The organism is Paenibacillus graminis (genome assembly GCF_000758705.1).
GTDB classification, from domain to species: Bacteria; Bacillota; Bacilli; order Paenibacillales; family Paenibacillaceae; genus Paenibacillus_AQ; species Paenibacillus_AQ graminis.
In genome coordinates, this window is the sequence record NZ_CP009287.1 from 4,932,809 (window position 1) to 4,948,305 (window position 15,497).

A 15,497-nucleotide genomic window follows, 5' to 3' on the forward strand; every position below is an offset into this window, starting at 1 on the left:
ACCTCTTTGCGGGTTATGGGAGAAGAGAGGCTGTCATGCATATTTCATTCCGCAGGCTTATGCTTGTAACTCCGCTGCTTGCCCTGGTTTCGTGCAGTTGGCCGGGGGCTAAGACCCAGCTGCCGCAGTACCGGATTCAGTCCGGACAGGATCTGGCCATTCTGACTACAACAGACACACACTACTTGTCCAAAAGCCTGACCGACTATGGCCCGGCCTTCACTCAATTTCTCGCCGCCGGGGACGGGAAGCAGCTAGGCTACAGCGAAGAACTTATCGGTGCACTCGCCAACGATATTGCCATCCGGAAACCGGATGCCGTTATCATCAGCGGGGACCTCAGCAATAACGGCGAGAAACGCAGCCATCAGGATCTGGCGAAGCATCTGAAAGCCATGGAGCAGGATACGGGGACACGGGTCTACGTCATCCCCGGCAATCACGACATCCTGAATCCATGGGCCCGCAAATTCAAGGGCCAACGGCAGTACCGGGCGGATAATGTTAGTCCGCAGAAATTCCGCAACCTCTATCAAGATTTCGGGTATGACGAAGCTTTGCTGGAGGATCGGGATTCCCTGAGTTATCTGGCCGCCCCTTCCGGCGACTTGTGGCTTCTCATGCTGGATACCAGCCAATACGCCAATAACAAGGAGCTTGGACACCCTCAGCTGGACGGAAGAGTAGCAGCCTCGACGCTGGAGTGGATCGATGAATGCGGCAAGCTGGCGGCAGACAGCGGAGCGCAGATTGTGGCGGTCATGCATCACAATCTGCTGGATCACAGTGAGTTCATTCAGAAAGGCTTCACGGTCAATGACAATGCCGGGGTGATTGAAGCACTGGCAAGAAACGGTATTAACACTGCCCTCAGCGGCCATATCCATATCCAGGACATCAGCAAAATCAGCAGGAACGATAGCAGCATGTACGACATTGCAGGCAGCGCCCTATCCGTATATCCCCATCAGTACGGCATGCTGCACTATTCCTCTGCGGATCATGCCTTGGACTACAGCACCTTCAAGCTGGGCATGGAGATGTGGGCAGCAGCGGCGGGCAGCCCAGATGAGAATCTGCTGAATTGGGGGACCTACAGCAAGCAGAATTTTAGTAAGCGTTCCGCTGCGCGGAGCTTTGCGCAGCTATCTGAGGATACAGCGTATGCCGGGTATTCAGAAGGTGAGCTGCAGGCTATGGCGGATCTGGCGGGACGGCTTAATGAAATTTATTTGGCGGGATCAGCCAAGTCTGACCTCTTAGCGGCAGTTGCTTCCGATGCCTTCCGGCTGTGGCAGAATGCCCCCCCAAGCGGTCTAAAGAGCTATGTACTGGGAATAGCCAGACTCGATCCCAAAGATAATCAGCACCTGCATATAGAGCTTGCTGAGCATTAGCAGAGCATCGGTTCTAATTCTCCCAACACCGCTATCCATCGCTTTCACTGGCTGGTTTCAAGTTTGTGATGTCAGTTCTGCTGATCCTTACGGACCGTAACGCCGCTATTTACTCCAAAGGGATACTTATGCCGGGGCTAACGGACCGCAGCGCACTTATAGCTTCACAAGTAGCCGTAAATGGGGTGATTGCCCGCGAATAAGTGCGCCTCAGTCCGTTACTTTGCGAAAAAATGATTTTTGATAGGGATATGAGCCGCTCAGTCCGATAACCATTTCGATCCCGGTGAGAACGGTTTGATCTCACCATTTAAGATCTTCTGGTCTGCTAGGCTTTATGTTTAAGAACAGCAAATTGCGTTTAAGTTAGGGCGGTAGGATACAAACTTCTGCTGAAGCGCTAAGGAGGATGAGGATTCAATGTTCAAACGCATGGATGAGATCATGATCGAGATTCCCGATGTCGAGAAGCCGGACCCTAATGCCGCAGCCGCCGTACAAGAACTGCTTGGAGGAAAATTCGGCGAGATGTCCACACTTAACAATTATCTCTATCAATCTTTTAACTTCCGTTCCAAAGACAAGCTGAAGCCCTTCTACGATCTGGTAATGAGTATAACAGCTGAAGAGCTGGGCCACGTCGAGCTGGTATCGCATGCAGTGAATAAATGCCTTAGAGGTTCAACAGCGTACAAACAACCGGATGCCACCCCACTGGATGCTGTAAAAGATGCCCGGCTGTCCTATCACTTCCTGGCCGGAGCCCAGGGGGCGATGCCGTTCGATTCCATGGGCAATCCATGGACCGGGGCCAACGTGTTCAACAGCGGCAACCTGGTAGAGGATCTGCTGCATAACTTCTTCCTGGAATGCGGAGCAAGAACACACAAAATGAAGGTCTATGAAATGACCGATCATCCGGCTGCGCGAGCGGTTGTCGGTTTCCTGCTTGTCCGCGGCGGAGTCCATGTAGTGGCTTATGCCAAAGCGCTGGAGATTGCAACCGGCGTCAACGTAACCAAGCTGGTGCCCATCCCGTCCCTCAGCAACAAATCATTTACCGAAGCTGCCAAATATGAAGAAAAAGGGGTCCACACCAAGCTATACACTTGGAGCGACAAAGACTTCAGCTCCATTGACCAGATCTGGAAGGGCACCCATCCTGAGGACGGCCTTCCACTGGAAGTGATTCAGGGGGTACCTGAAGGCGTGCCTATCCCTGAAGCGCCGGAATCCAAGGAAGAGTTCGCACCGGGCATTTCCGCCGAGGAATTCAAGGAAATTGCCAAACGCCTCAAGATGGCAGGCAATATAAAAGATTAGGCCGGCAGGAGTAAAAAGGTGAGTCTGGTGCGGACAAGCAAGGTACACAGATAAAAGCGGAACCCTTAACTGAAGGTAGTAAAGTGGAATTAGTGAATTTAAATGGGCTACCCAGGCGTTGTTACGGGGTGTTAATTGGAATTAGTAGTGTTAATTTTAAGCTAGTTCACTTGTAGGAGTGTGGATGTGCCGTTTTAAGTTTACTACTAAAGCTAGACAGCTGCGCTATCCAGTTACGGACGGCGCAGCCGTTTCCACTGGCTGAACCAGTGCCGTTCTTTTAAATGACTGCGAAGCTGCACCTTCCCGATTAATCATACCCGCCAACCGCTTCAGGAAGCGCCTGATATTCGGACTTGCTCTGGACCAGCTTCACAATCCTGGTCCGCAGCTCCTTGAGCTTTTTGGCATCCGGAGGGATTTGGCAGTACTCTTCGCTCCAAGCTAATTCCTTCTGCTCACCGTTGACCCGAATGATCCAGTGTTCTTCCTCATAAGGGGCCTGCCTGCAGCTCTTGTCCGCAATCTCCAGCTCCATATCACCCAGTACATTCATCTCACGCATCTGCTGGTAAATCCCGCTGATTTCAGCATCCGTCAGCCTGAGCTTGGCTGCTGCTGAACCCTTGGAAATCAAATCCTTCGTTACCCTGCCCTTGAATGTATTAATCTCATTCTTAGCAGTAATCCCATAGCGCACAGAAAATGCAAAATCCCCGGGCATCTGTTCCGGCATGGCGGCAGCAGCCGCAGGCGACTCCAACGGCTCTTCGGGATCAGAGCCTTCTGCAGCTCCGCAACCCGCAAATATAACCGCCAGCAGGGACAGCAGCAGTACAGGATAGACCAACCGTTGGTTCATAGTCTCCCTCTTTCAGGACTTCAGAATAGAGAAAATTTGATTATCACAAAGTAGTCTACGAACCCCTCCGCTTCTTCCAGGGGTATCAGCTCTCTTAGTCTAAGTCTTGAGGCTTCAGTATAAGCACTGCAGATGCGGCTTCCCGGCCGTTCACCAGCAGGGTGATCTTATGTTCCCCTGCATAATGGCGGCGGGTGGTCAGATCCGCCCAGCGGTGGGTCCGTTTGCCGGATAGGCGGGTGCCTCCCGGAACCGTTTTATCCGAGAGCAGGAACAGCTTGCGCGAGGTTTTGCCCCCGGCTTTAACGAAATCAATTCCGTATTCTATACGTATACGGGCCTCATCCCCGTCGCGGACGTTAAGGGCATAAGCCAGCTCACAGCTCCCGCCTATCTGCAGTTCCGCAGGCTCCACAGTCAGGAGGGCATTGATTGCAAGCGGAGTTTCCTCCTCCTGGCCTGCATAGCCAAAAAGCGCCAGAACCTCAGGGTTCGCCTGGCGGATCAGCGTGCGGCAGCCATGCCGCACGATCCAGTCCGTGTGCGCATTCATGCCTTTCCAGCGCCGGACAACATCAATCACGACACCGGGATGGTCCTTGGCGATATCGTTCAGATTATTCGCCACACTCTTGCGCACGTACAGCGAAGAGTCCGCCTTCAGCTGCTCCAGCACCGGGAGTACCGGCGACGGGTCACGCTTGAACATAGGCAGCGCCTGGCCCCAGGGAAGGCGGGGCCGGCTGCCCTCGCTCGACAGCCGCCGCACATGCTCGTCCGGGTGCTGCGACCAGCGCAGCATCTGCGCCATCATCCGCTGCGGGTCCCGCAGCAGAAACGGCCGGACGGCAAATTCCGCCGACGATTTAGGAGTGAAGCGTTCCAGCGCCGACATGGACAGTTCCCAGTGCTCTTCGCTTCCCCCGAACACTTCAACAAAATCGGGGAAGATCAGATACGGGAAGCCCACACATTCTTTATCTATTGCAAATAGTATTTCCAGAGCATCCTCATACCGCCGGGGCAAAAATGTTCCGAGTGTCTCCGTGATCCGCCGCATCCGGCCCTTTAGCTCCAGCTCCTCCCAGGGGTCCTTCTTCGCCGCAGTTACGAATCCTTCCAGATCAAACCCGCTGTATACGGACCGGAGCTTCTTGCCGAAGCTGCGCAGAAATCCCTCGTTGTACATTGCTTTTAACGGTTCCACCATTTCTGTCTCCTCCTGCCGGTTACTGCCTGTGCAGTGTTTTACACTTCTGGTTACAAGTGTTGCCAGAACAGCATAACATAAGTAACCGGACAGCTTAATGTCATATTCGATCCCCAGGATTATGCATAATGTTTATACCCGGCTGAATATTCTCTGTCTGGTGCGGTATATGTAGCCTTTCTCAGTCTGGTTAAACAGCACAGGCATCGCGGCACCTCTTTCCCGAATTTATAGCCAATCACTTTGGCTGTCCTCTTACGATACCGGCGGGACCTGTTCCCTTTTCAGCAATCACAACCGTACCGCTTTTCAAATCCACAATGCGGCTTCGTGTGTCAGCGTGTGAAATGTACAGCGGTTGCCCGTTTGCCTTTATACAGTAGGATATAGGGCCTATCGGATGGGCAATAAAATCTAAGGTTCCAGCATGTCCTTCCAGCCCGCTCAGCCCCTGCAAAATCTCCACACACAGGAGATAACCTATCTTTATATCACCAGCCTCAACTACCGAAGGAGTATACAGCTCTCCTTGCATCGGAGACTTCGCCCGTTCCAATACAATCTCTCCGTCCGGGCCGATCATTAGCGCCCTGTCTTTGCCGTTACCATCTTTGTAACTGGTCATCATCAGCTTCCTATAATGCCTGGCAAGGCTCCGGAGTGTCTGCACACTGCCGGTATCAGCTACATACCCTTCAGGGTAGAGCACTGCATCACAGTAAGCGGACCACAACCTCAGTTCTTCTTGCAGCTTTAACATATCAGCTTCATGATCGGGCTGAGAGACCAGCAAGTTCATCGGGATTCCTCCATACATCTTTTCTCTGTCGTCTAAAATTCTTCAATTTAGCAGCGTTTCCACCTCATCGATGCTCTTCTTAGCCCTGCTGTTCAGCCCCCGCTTATCTTTGAGGCCAAGCTGCTGCAGCTCATGACCCGGATCAATGACCAGCGGCTGTTCCATGACAGATTGCAGCAGCTCTGCGGCGGCACGGCAGGCACTGAACAGCTGCTCACGGGACAGTACTTTTTTATGGGAGCGGATAATGTCCACCAGTTTTTCGGCGAACCGCAGTCTGACGATGCTGTCAGCGCTCATAAGGTTGCGGGTTGCGAACGAAGCTGTCTTTTCGACCATAACAATGTCCTGATACTGCCTGGAAAGTGCCTCCAGTGCGGCAACCGCCTCCCAATCGCGGATCGACAGCTGCTTCAGATACCCGGCGAACATTTCGTCAACCCACTGTTTTTCTGTTTCTTTGGCGATTGCAGACTGCTTATACTGCTCCAGCACACCTTCACGGTGCATTTGGATAGGACTGCCCAGACATCGGGTGAACAGCTCCCGGGCTTGTTCTGTGTTTTTTTCCATACTGTGATCCCCTTGTCCAAACCTTTCTGTGAAAGGTCATGGCTGAATTGTACAACTCCATCCTGCGCAAAATAAATGAATTCTATCTTTGGATGCAACAAAAAAGCGTTATTTTCACATATTTTGCACATTAAATCTTGTTTTCAAAATGCAATGCCTGTCGTATTATAGATAAAAAGCTTTTGTAGACACCCGAGCTAAAGCGAAAGAACGGAGGAATGTCAGCCATGCCGCAGACACTTGTTAAAAATGTTGATTTTTTTGTCGCCGCCCTATCGCAGACCTATGTGTCCGCGCTGCAGCTCGATCCGGATGGAATGTACTCCCAGGTAGGCATCGGAATCGTCGAGAAATTTGCGGAAGATTATGTGCGCCTCAAAAGATTCGACGGCAGCGTCTCCCATTACGACCGGGAAATCACAAAATTCCAGCATAACAAAGCCTAACCCTTCCCTAAATTACATTCCGCCCTGAGCATAATTTTCCTGCTTACTCCAGCTGAAAGGCTGTAAATCCTTAGTATTACGGCACAGCCCTGATACCTTTCTCCTCCTGTTTAGTGGTTCAGTTCCCCCCATTTGGTTAATCGTTACATAAGATGGGTGTTTGGGACATATCCTAACTTTTGCAGGACAGAAAGGAATGAGAGGCATGAGCGACAAAGAGAAATTCACGGACGAGCGCAGCCCCGGCTTTAACCAGATTCCCGATGCCAGCAGACCTGGACAGACGGCATCAACGGACAAGCTGGACGATATCGTGGGAGGTATTATGGATAATGTGCAGGAAACCCTGACCGGTGATACCCCTAACGAACCTGGCAAGCATCCGGCAAACGATACAACCACAGACAAATAAGAAACCCCTAGAGTAAGAACCTGATGCTAGCCAGACTGTATAAAAATGGACTTCGTGCATAAGGTGCAATTTCCCGGCACAAATTTAACAAAAAGGCGGACACACGGCTTGAGCGTGTCTGCCTTTTTGGCATACGATTCAACCGGTACAATGCCGGCAAACCGGCGTTATCCCTTCATTTAGCTTCAAATTCATACAAAGCCTCGGGGCCAGCAATTCTTCGAACGTACCGGGGTCACCTGCGGCATCACTTGTTGTGCGATGGATTTGAACATACTCAACTCACAGCAACCAGCGAGAAAGGCAACATTCCGGCACAAAATTTTAACGTGTGCATTTTAATAATTCCTTGACTTGACAGTGTCAAGGCCGTAAACTGAAATCGTTAACAATTCTATTTTTCCGGAGAGATATTATGATCACCATCAAAGACATTGCACGTGTCGCGGGCGTCTCCCATACAACTGTTTCCCGGGCGCTGAACGGCAGCCCGCTGATCAAGAAGGTTACCCGGGACAAAATAGAAAAAATCGCCGAAGAAATGAACTACGTCCCCAATTACAGCGCCAAGAGCCTGGTGTCCAAAAGGTCCTTCACCATTGGCCTGTTTTTTTCCAGCATTGAGCAAGGAACCTCGGCCAGTTTCCTGGTGGATGCCATCAAGGGAATCAGCCACATCCTGGATGAGAACTTTAACTTGACGGTCAACGGCATAGACGGCGTGCATCATTTTGGCACTATTCAGCCGCAGCGCTTTGACGGTATCCTGGTCATGAGCCAGAGCGATGAGGATAATGCCTTTATCTATCATGTGAAGAAGATGGGCATCCCACTGGTCGTGCTGAACCGCCAGCTTGAAGATCCCGGCATTATGAATGTGGTGGCTAATGACCGTGAAGGCGTGAAGGAAGCCATCGACTATGCCGTCCGGCAGGGACACCGGAAATTTGCCATTATCGAAGGCAAACCCGGCTTCAAGTCGTCGAGCGAGCGCAAGCAGGGCTTCATGGACAGCCTGATTGCCCATCGTCTTCCGCTGAACTCCGAATATTTTGCGGCCGGAGACTACAGTATTGAGAGCGGTTATGCAGCTATGGCTGCTCTGCTCCTGCTGCAAGATCCGCCGACAGCTGTATTTTGCTCCAATGACGATATGGCGATTGGTGCGATGAATGCCTGCTACGCCCATAAAGCCGATGTTCCAGGGCAGATTTCCCTGATTGGATTCGATGATATCATGTTCTCCCGGTACACGAATCCCGCCCTGACTACGGTCCGCAAGCCGATTACAGAAATCAGCGAGCTTGGCACTAAAATGCTGGTCCAGCTGCTTCAGCAGCCGGAGACCCAACCCCAGCAGCTGTTCGTGAAGACATCGTTAGTCATCCGCCAGACAGTAGCTGAATTACAGCAGTAATGAGGGGTCGAGCGGCGCGGCGTGCGCGTCTGCGGGGCGCCAGGGCTTCGGCACGAGTGAATCGTGGCGCGCAGCGGCTGGGGCACGAGTGGGTTGCGGCGCGCGGGGGCTGCGGCACGAGGGGATTGCGGCGCGCGAGGGCTGCGGCACGAGGGGATTGCGGCGCGCGAGGGCTGCGGCACGAGTGGATTGCGGCGCGCGAGGGCTGCGGCACGAGGGGATTGCGGCGCGCGGCGGCTGCGGCACGAGGGGATTGCGGCGCGCGAGGGCTGCAGCGCGCGGAGTAGCGCTCAAGAGGTTTGGCAGCAAGGCTTGTCCGGACTTCTCTCCGGTACCTATAAACGTATAAATCACTCTACTAAATTAAAGTGGAAAAAGTACAACTAAATTAGCCAATTTAGAGGGTTTGAAGCACAATAGTGGGAAAAAGTAGAGTTAATTCGGACAAATTAGGCCATTTATGGCGATTCCGCCCGAATTAAGTATACTAATTCCAACTAGCCTCTGCATTTGGGCATTGACCTGCGAATTAGTTCTACTAATTCCACTTAAGCTTATGACTAAGTGTGTCTAGCTTCGCTATTTGCTGCCAATACCAGTTTGGGTAACTATATATATTGAACTTTAGTTTTACGTTGTGAGGTATGGTCGTAACTGCGAAGAATGTTTGGACTTACAGCCGCTGCCGATCCCCAAACGTTTAGGGTTTTCCCTCTTTCAGATTTGGCAACTCTAATTGTTTCAACTGAATCCGGTTAAAAAAAGAGCCTCTCTTTTTTTAAATAAAATGTTCACGTGTGCATTATTCCAATACACTATAAAAGGAGATTATCGAACACTTATGACACAGCGCTTATCCAGAACCACTCAGCCCGGCCTGCCGCAATATCCGGAACGGATGATTCAATTTGGGGAAGGGAATTTCATGCGTGCTTTTGTTGACTGGCAGCTGCAGCAGATGAACAAGCAAGGCCTGTTCAACGGAAGCGCAGCGGTTATCGTGCCCATCGGCCAGGGACTCGGCGGGCTGATGGCCGAGCAGGATAATCTCTACACGGTGCTGCTGAACGGCATCATGCAGGAGCAGCCAGTCAATTCGCGCGAGATTATCACCAGTGTCAGCCGGGTCATCAATCCCTACAGCGACTATGAAGCGTATCTGGCCCTGGCTGAAAATGATGAGCTGGAGTTTATCACCTCCAATACCACCGAAGCAGGCATCGCCTATCAGCCGGGAGACCGTTTGGAGGATACGCCTCCCTCAAGCTTTCCTGCCAAACTGACCGTCCTTCTCCACAGACGGTTTGAGCTGGGCAAAAAAGGTTTCGTCATCATCCCCTGCGAGCTGATCGACCGCAATGGGGAAAAGCTGCAGGAAATTGTGCGGCAATACGCCGCAGAATGGAAGCTGGGGGATGCCTTCCTGCAGTGGCTGGACGCGGAGAATACCTTCTGCTGCAGTCTGGTTGACCGGATTGTTCCGGGTTATCCGCGCGACAAAGCCGCTGAGCTGGAAGCCGGGCTGGGCTACCTCGATAAGCTGATGGTAACTGCAGAGCCGTTCCTGTTCTGGGTCATTGAAGGCCCGGCGTGGCTGTCCGAACGGCTGCCGCTAGCGAAAGCCGGACTTAACGTAGCCGTTACAGATGACATGACCCTCTACCGCGAGCGCAAGGTTCACCTGCTGAATGGGCCTCATACCGCCATGGTTCCCCTCGCCTTGATGGCAGGCCTCGAAACTGTAGAGGATGTGATGAACGATGAAACGTTCTACCGCTTTGTGCGGGAGCTTTTGGATGAAGAGCTTATTCCGATGCTGGATCTGCCGCAAGAAGAGCTTCTCTCCTACGCGGATGCTGTGCTGGAGCGCTTCAGGAATCCGTTCATCCGCCACGAGCTGGCTTCGATTTCACTGAACAGCATTTCCAAGTTTAGAACCCGGCTACTCCCTGTGCTCCTCCGGTATCAGCAGGAACGCGGCCAGCTGCCGCCGCTGATTACACTGGCTTTTGCCGCGCTGCTGCTCAGTTACCGGGGAGACCTCGTGAAACGTCAGGACAGTGCTGAAGTGCTGGCGGTCTTTGATCAGGCCTGGAGCAATCCTTCCACCTTCGCTGCTTCGATTCTTAAGGAAGTCAGCCTGTGGGGACAGGATCTGTCACAGGTGCCAGGCCTTACTGAAGCCATTGACGCCCGGCTGCATCAGCTCCAAAACTCCGGCAGCCGTGCCGCACTGCAGCAGTTGGTCCGTTCAGAAGCCTAATTCATTATTTTCTATAGGAGGGACAGCATGAAACGATTAATGAAAATGAATCCCCGGGATACAGTAGCCGTCGCGCTGCGTCCGGTTGCTTCCGGTGAAGTACTTTCCTTTGAAGGGCTTAGTCTCACAGCCGCCCAGGATATTCCGCAGGGCCATAAAATCGCCTTAACCAGTTTTGCGGAGGGCGATGTCATTACCAAATACGGATACCCTATCGGCCATGCGGTGGAAGCAATCCGGGCGGGTGACTGGATTCATACGCATAATATCAAAACCAACCTGTCCGGAGAAGAGGAATATGAATATCTTCCCGACCTGCATCCGGTCACCTATCCGAAACGCGGCCTGACCTTCCAGGGCTACCGCAGGGCGAACGGCAAGGTTGGCATCCGCAACGATCTGTTCATCATCCCTACGGTTGGCTGCGTGAACGGCATCGCCGAGCAGATGCTGCAGGAGTTCAAGGCAGAGCACCCCGACCCGGGCGGTTTCGACAACTTCACTGTGCTTAAGCATCCTTACGGCTGCTCGCAGCTCGGCGACGACCACCGCATGACCCGCAGCATCCTGCTGGATGCCGTAAATCATCCCAACGCCGGGGGCGTGCTTGTCTTCGGCCTGGGCTGCGAGAATAATATCGTCTCCGAATTCCGCAGCATGCTGGGCGGCTATGACGAGAGCCGGGTCAAATTCCTCGTTGCCCAGGAGGTAGGCAATGAGGTGGAAGCGGGGCTTGCACTTCTTGAAGAGCTGTATGAAGCAGCGAAAAATGATGTCCGCGAGCCGGTTCCGCTCAGCGAGCTGAACATCGGACTGAAATGCGGCGGCTCCGATGGTTTCTCCGGCATTACTGCCAACCCGCTGCTGGGCGCTTTTTCCGACTTCATTATCTCCCAGGGCGGAACCTCCGTGTTGACCGAGGTCCCTGAAATGTTCGGGGCGGAGAAGATGCTCATGGCACGTGCGGAGAACCGCGAGGTCTTTGAAGACATCGTTTCGCTGATCAATAACTTCAAGCAGTATTTCCTCTCATACGGTGAACCGGTGTACGAGAATCCCTCTCCCGGCAACAAAGCCGGAGGCATCAGCACACTGGAGGACAAATCGCTGGGCTGTACGCAGAAGGCCGGCAGCTCGCCCGTTGTGGATGTGCTGGATTACGGGGTGAAGCTGCGCCGCAAAGGCCTCAGTCTCCTGCAGGCTCCGGGCAACGATCTGGTGGCGGCCTCCGCCCTCGCCGCATCGGATTGCCAGCTCGTGCTTTTTACGACCGGACGGGGCACACCGTTCGGCAGCTTTGTGCCAACGGTCAAGGTGGCGACCAACAATGATCTTTTTGCCAAAAAGGGCCACTGGATGGACTTCAATGCCGGACCGCTGCTGGAGCGGCCGATGGCCGAGGTGCTTGAGGAATTTATCGCCTACATTATCGGTGTGGCCAGCGGCCAAAAAACGCGCAACGAGCAGAACGAAGTGCGTGAGCTGGCGATTTTCAAAACCGGAGTAACGCTCTAATCCTAATCAAATCCAAGCAAAGGGAGAATTGCAATGTTTTTAAATGACGATTTTCTGTTGACCAGCGAAACGGCGCGCAGGCTCTTTCATAATCATGCCAAAACCATGCCGGTTATCGATTACCACTGCCACCTCGACCCGAAGGAAATCTATGAAGACAAGGCGTTCCGCAACCTGACCGAGGCCTGGCTGGCCGGGGATCATTACAAATGGCGGCTGATGCGGGCCAACGGGATTCCGGAATCCCATATTACCGGAGAGGCTTCCGATTATGACAAGTTCCTGGCATGGGCCCGTACGCTCCCCAAGGCTGTCGGGAACCCGCTGTACAGCTGGACCCACCTGGAACTGCGCCGTTTCTTCGGGATTAACGAGACGCTGAACGAGGCTTCCGCTCCTGCGATCTGGGAGGAAGTGAACCGTAAGCTTGCTGAGCCTGCGTATACCCGGCGGAGCCTGATCCGGAATTCGAATGTCACAATGATCTGCACCACGGATGACCCGGCAGATTCGCTGGAATATCACCGGCTGCTGAAGGAGTCCGAGCCTGAGTTTCAGGTCTTCCCTACCTTCCGCCCCGACAAAGCGCTCAATATCGGTGCCGAAGGATTTCCGGCTTGGCTGGCCCGGCTGGAGGAGGCATCCGGTATATCGGTAACCTCTTATGCTTCCCTCGTCGCAGCCTTGCGGAGCCGTGTGGATTTCTTCCATCAGAACGGCTGCCGGCTGTCCGACCATGCGCTGGATGTGCTGCGTTATCAGGCCGCTAACGAAGCATCACAGCTGGAACAGATTTTCGCCAAACGTCTGGGAAGCGCGGAGTTGTCAGCGGAAGAAATTACAGTCTACCGGACTGAGCTGCTGTCGGAGCTGATTGGAATGTACCATGATAACAATTGGACCATGCAGCTGCACCTGCACGCGTTCCGCAACAATAATACGCCGATGTTCCAGCGCCTTGGGCCGGATACCGGCTACGACGGAATTAACGACCTGTCTTTGGCCGAGGCGCTCTCGCAGTTGCTGGACCGGGCCGAATGCGGCAAGGGGTTGCCGAAGACCATCCTGTATTCTCTGAATCCTGGAGATTACCCCGCCCTGCTTGCGCTCATGGGCTGCTATCAAAAGGACACCGCAGGCAAGCTCCAGCTCGGCTCCGGCTGGTGGTACAACGATACCCGCGACGGGATGCGCCGCCAGCTGACCCTGCTTGCCGACAACAGCCTGCTGGGCAACTTTGTCGGCATGCTGACCGACTCGCGCAGCTTCCTCTCGTACACCCGCCACGAGTATTTCCGCCGCGTGCTCTGTGAGCTGCTGGGCGAATTGGCCGGGCGCGGTGAAGCGCCGGACGACCAGGCCCTGCTCGGACAGCTGGTGGAGGATATTGCCTACAACAATGCAGCCGGCTACTTTGGCTTTGAATCACGCAGTGCAGCCAAGATGCAGCACAGCTAGACAGAAGCGTGGACGCCGTCCTTTTATAAGATAACAATTAAAGACACCAAGTATCAGGAAAGGAAGTATATTATGCCTACCCTGTATATCGCGGGTGACTCCACCGCCGCACAGAAGGGCGGAGGCGAAAAGCCGATGGCCGGCTGGGGAGAATTCCTTCAGGAGCATTTCAGCCCTGATATTGCTGTAGATAACCGGGCGATTAATGGACGCAGCTCCCGTTCCTTCCTGGCGGAAGGACGGCTTGAGGATATCGGCAAGGACTTCCGGCGCGGCGACTACCTGCTGATCCAGTTCGGACACAATGACCAGAAGGTAGAGGACCCTGCCCGTTATACTGATCCCGCTACGGAGTACCGCCGGAATCTGCTCACGTTCATTGAATTCGCCCGCAGCCGCTGCGGATACCCTGTTCTGCTGACTTCGGTCAGCCGCCGCCGGTTCACCGCAGGCGGCGAACCTGACCCGCTCGCGGTCGGGCTGTACCCGGAAGCGGTGCGCGAGGTCGCAGCGCAGACCGGTACACCGCTGCTTGATATTTTTGCCTCCTCCCAGCAGCTGTACCGCGTGCTGGGAGTGGATGGTTCGCGGCAGCTGTTCATGCATCTGCCTGCAAACGGGCATCCCAATTATCCACAGGGCATTACGGATGACACGCATTTCTGCAAAGAAGGCGCCGCCCGCATAGCTAACCTGACCGCCGTGGCGATCTCGCAGTCGGCAGAGCTGGCTGCTTTGCAGGCATACTTGCGCTGGCCGGGGCTTTGACCCGCAGAGCGCCTGCCGGCAACGTAAGGCTCCCGTGGACTCCGCCGATCATCAGAGGAGAGAAACATCGCATTTCGCGTTGGCTGCCCTAGTTACTCTATACAACTTAGCATATAGAATCCTTATTAGGTTACAAGGAGGTTTTTATCATGGCTGCCCCGCTTCATTTAGGTGTACGCGCCCATGATTTTGGCCGGCTGCCTTTGCCGGAGCTGACCGCCAAGCTTAGCAGGTATCGTTTTTCGCATATTCAGCTCGCTGTACATAAATCCTTTCCCGAAAGTGTCCCTGCGCTGACTGCATTAAGCCCAGGAACCGCTGCCTATTTTGGCGAAGCCTTCCGCCAGGCAGGAGTCCGGATTGCTGTGCTTGGCTGCTATGTAAATATCGTCGATCCTGACCCCGCCGCAAGACAGGCGGCCTTGAACGCATTCGGCACCCATCTTCGCCTGGCCCGCGATTTTGGCACCAGTCTGGTTGGTACCGAAACAGGCAGTGTAGGCAAAGGGTATACTGCGGAGAATTTTACCGGGGAAGCCTTTCGTCAGGCAGCAATGTCTGTACAGGCCTTGGTGACGGAGGCGGAGCGATTCGGTGTAACGGTAGGCATTGAAGCAGGGATCAATCACCCGCTGCATACCGCACAGCTGGCACACCGGCTGCTCACGCTGATTCCCTCCAACAATCTGCAGATTATTTTCGACTGTGCCAATCTAATGACCGCGGACAATTACCGGCAGCAGGATGCCGTGATTGAGGAGGCGCTGGAGCTGCTGGGGGACCGGATTGCTGTCCTGCACCTGAAGGACTTCACGGTCAATAACGGACAGATCGAGATTGTGCCTGTCGGCCAAGGGCTGCTTCACTTTGCTCCGCTGCTCCAATACATGAAATATAAGCGGCCGCATATTCAAGGCATTCTGGAGAGTACCCCCGAGGACTACATGCAGGGCAGTATAGATTTTCTGCAGCGGCTGTATGATGAAGTCTGACCTGCTGAAGGAAACTGGGGGCGGAAAGAAGCAGTAGTTAAAAAACTGTGCCGCAGACCGCG

The 15,497-nt window shown here is 53.8% G+C and carries 14 protein-coding genes; 10 read left to right on the top strand and 4 right to left on the bottom strand.

Annotated elements, in window-relative coordinates; genetic code table 11:
• The first annotated feature begins 35 nt into the window (after positions 1–35).
• Positions 36–1,397, top strand: a complete 1,362-nt coding sequence (locus PGRAT_RS21250; RefSeq protein ID WP_042267192.1) for a metallophosphoesterase — start codon at positions 36–38, stop codon at positions 1,395–1,397.
• 420 nt (positions 1,398–1,817) lie between these two features.
• Entirely contained in the window at positions 1,818–2,720 is a 903-nt protein-coding gene (locus tag PGRAT_RS21255) for a manganese catalase family protein (RefSeq protein WP_025706622.1), read from the top strand.
• Positions 2,721–3,030: 310 nt separating this feature from the next.
• On the opposite strand, the gene PGRAT_RS21260 is transcribed toward PGRAT_RS21255, so the two are convergent.
• The 4 genes from PGRAT_RS21260 to PGRAT_RS21275 form a co-directional block, all read right to left on the bottom strand.
• On the bottom strand, positions 3,031–3,582 hold the full coding sequence (locus tag PGRAT_RS21260; RefSeq protein WP_052415723.1) for a hypothetical protein: 552 nt from the start codon (positions 3,580–3,582) through the stop codon (positions 3,031–3,033).
• 94 nt (positions 3,583–3,676) lie between these two features.
• Positions 3,677–4,792, bottom strand: coding sequence for a DNA alkylation repair protein (locus tag PGRAT_RS21265; protein WP_025705678.1), 1,116 nt, complete (start codon positions 4,790–4,792; stop codon positions 3,677–3,679).
• A gap of 238 nt (positions 4,793–5,030) precedes the next feature.
• Positions 5,031–5,591: a hypothetical protein gene (locus PGRAT_RS21270; RefSeq protein WP_025705679.1), complete on the bottom strand. Its 561-nt coding sequence runs from the start codon at positions 5,589–5,591 to the stop codon at positions 5,031–5,033.
• 42 nt (positions 5,592–5,633) lie between these two features.
• Complete coding sequence (locus tag PGRAT_RS21275) at positions 5,634–6,164, bottom strand: hypothetical protein (protein ID WP_025705680.1); 531 nt, start codon at positions 6,162–6,164, stop codon at positions 5,634–5,636.
• Positions 6,165–6,391: 227 nt separating this feature from the next.
• On the opposite strand from PGRAT_RS21275, the gene PGRAT_RS21280 reads away from it, so the two are divergent.
• From PGRAT_RS21280 to PGRAT_RS21315, 8 genes are all read left to right on the top strand, one after another.
• Positions 6,392–6,610, top strand: a complete 219-nt coding sequence (locus tag PGRAT_RS21280) for a hypothetical protein (protein ID WP_020428986.1) — start codon at positions 6,392–6,394, stop codon at positions 6,608–6,610.
• Positions 6,611–6,815: 205 nt separating this feature from the next.
• The gene (locus PGRAT_RS21285) at positions 6,816–7,022 is read left to right on the top strand and encodes a hypothetical protein (protein WP_025705682.1); all 207 of its coding nucleotides are present in this window, start codon (positions 6,816–6,818) and stop codon (positions 7,020–7,022) included.
• A 415-nt stretch (positions 7,023–7,437) separates the two neighbouring features.
• The gene (locus PGRAT_RS21290; protein WP_081954760.1) at positions 7,438–8,439 is read left to right on the top strand and encodes a LacI family DNA-binding transcriptional regulator; all 1,002 of its coding nucleotides are present in this window, start codon (positions 7,438–7,440) and stop codon (positions 8,437–8,439) included.
• 841 nt (positions 8,440–9,280) lie between these two features.
• Positions 9,281–10,702: a tagaturonate reductase gene (locus PGRAT_RS21295; protein ID WP_042267198.1), complete on the top strand. Its 1,422-nt coding sequence runs from the start codon at positions 9,281–9,283 to the stop codon at positions 10,700–10,702.
• 27 nt (positions 10,703–10,729) lie between these two features.
• Positions 10,730–12,217, top strand: coding sequence for a UxaA family hydrolase (locus PGRAT_RS21300; RefSeq protein ID WP_025703632.1), 1,488 nt, complete (start codon positions 10,730–10,732; stop codon positions 12,215–12,217).
• Between the two features lie 33 nt (positions 12,218–12,250).
• Positions 12,251–13,675 carry a glucuronate isomerase gene (gene uxaC, locus PGRAT_RS21305; RefSeq protein ID WP_025703631.1) on the top strand — a complete coding sequence of 475 codons (1,425 nt, stop codon included), beginning with the start codon at positions 12,251–12,253 and terminating at the stop codon, positions 13,673–13,675.
• 72 nt (positions 13,676–13,747) lie between these two features.
• Entirely contained in the window at positions 13,748–14,443 is a 696-nt protein-coding gene (locus tag PGRAT_RS21310) for a rhamnogalacturonan acetylesterase (RefSeq protein ID WP_025703630.1), read from the top strand.
• A 149-nt stretch (positions 14,444–14,592) separates the two neighbouring features.
• Positions 14,593–15,435 carry a sugar phosphate isomerase/epimerase family protein gene (locus tag PGRAT_RS21315; RefSeq protein WP_025703629.1) on the top strand — a complete coding sequence of 281 codons (843 nt, stop codon included), beginning with the start codon at positions 14,593–14,595 and terminating at the stop codon, positions 15,433–15,435.
• Positions 15,436–15,497: the final 62 nt, after the last annotated feature.

Excerpts from the sequence above, each read along its gene's own strand:
- PGRAT_RS21250 (WP_042267192.1), top strand. The coding sequence starts at position 36 with ATGCATATTTCATTCCGCAGGCTTATGCTTGTAACTCCGCTGCTTGCC.
- PGRAT_RS21255 (WP_025706622.1), top strand. The coding sequence starts at position 1,818 with ATGTTCAAACGCATGGATGAGATCATGATCGAGATTCCCGATGTCGAG.
- PGRAT_RS21260 (WP_052415723.1), bottom strand. The coding sequence starts at position 3,582 with ATGAACCAACGGTTGGTCTATCCTGTACTGCTGCTGTCCCTGCTGGCG.
- PGRAT_RS21265 (WP_025705678.1), bottom strand. The coding sequence starts at position 4,792 with ATGGTGGAACCGTTAAAAGCAATGTACAACGAGGGATTTCTGCGCAGC.
- PGRAT_RS21270 (WP_025705679.1), bottom strand. The coding sequence starts at position 5,591 with ATGAACTTGCTGGTCTCTCAGCCCGATCATGAAGCTGATATGTTAAAG.
- PGRAT_RS21275 (WP_025705680.1), bottom strand. The coding sequence starts at position 6,164 with ATGGAAAAAAACACAGAACAAGCCCGGGAGCTGTTCACCCGATGTCTG.
- PGRAT_RS21280 (WP_020428986.1), top strand. The coding sequence starts at position 6,392 with ATGCCGCAGACACTTGTTAAAAATGTTGATTTTTTTGTCGCCGCCCTA.
- PGRAT_RS21285 (WP_025705682.1), top strand. The coding sequence starts at position 6,816 with ATGAGCGACAAAGAGAAATTCACGGACGAGCGCAGCCCCGGCTTTAAC.
- PGRAT_RS21290 (WP_081954760.1), top strand. The coding sequence starts at position 7,438 with ATGATCACCATCAAAGACATTGCACGTGTCGCGGGCGTCTCCCATACA.
- PGRAT_RS21295 (WP_042267198.1), top strand. The coding sequence starts at position 9,281 with ATGACACAGCGCTTATCCAGAACCACTCAGCCCGGCCTGCCGCAATAT.
- PGRAT_RS21300 (WP_025703632.1), top strand. The coding sequence starts at position 10,730 with ATGAAACGATTAATGAAAATGAATCCCCGGGATACAGTAGCCGTCGCG.
- uxaC (WP_025703631.1), top strand. The coding sequence starts at position 12,251 with ATGTTTTTAAATGACGATTTTCTGTTGACCAGCGAAACGGCGCGCAGG.
- PGRAT_RS21310 (WP_025703630.1), top strand. The coding sequence starts at position 13,748 with ATGCCTACCCTGTATATCGCGGGTGACTCCACCGCCGCACAGAAGGGC.
- PGRAT_RS21315 (WP_025703629.1), top strand. The coding sequence starts at position 14,593 with ATGGCTGCCCCGCTTCATTTAGGTGTACGCGCCCATGATTTTGGCCGG.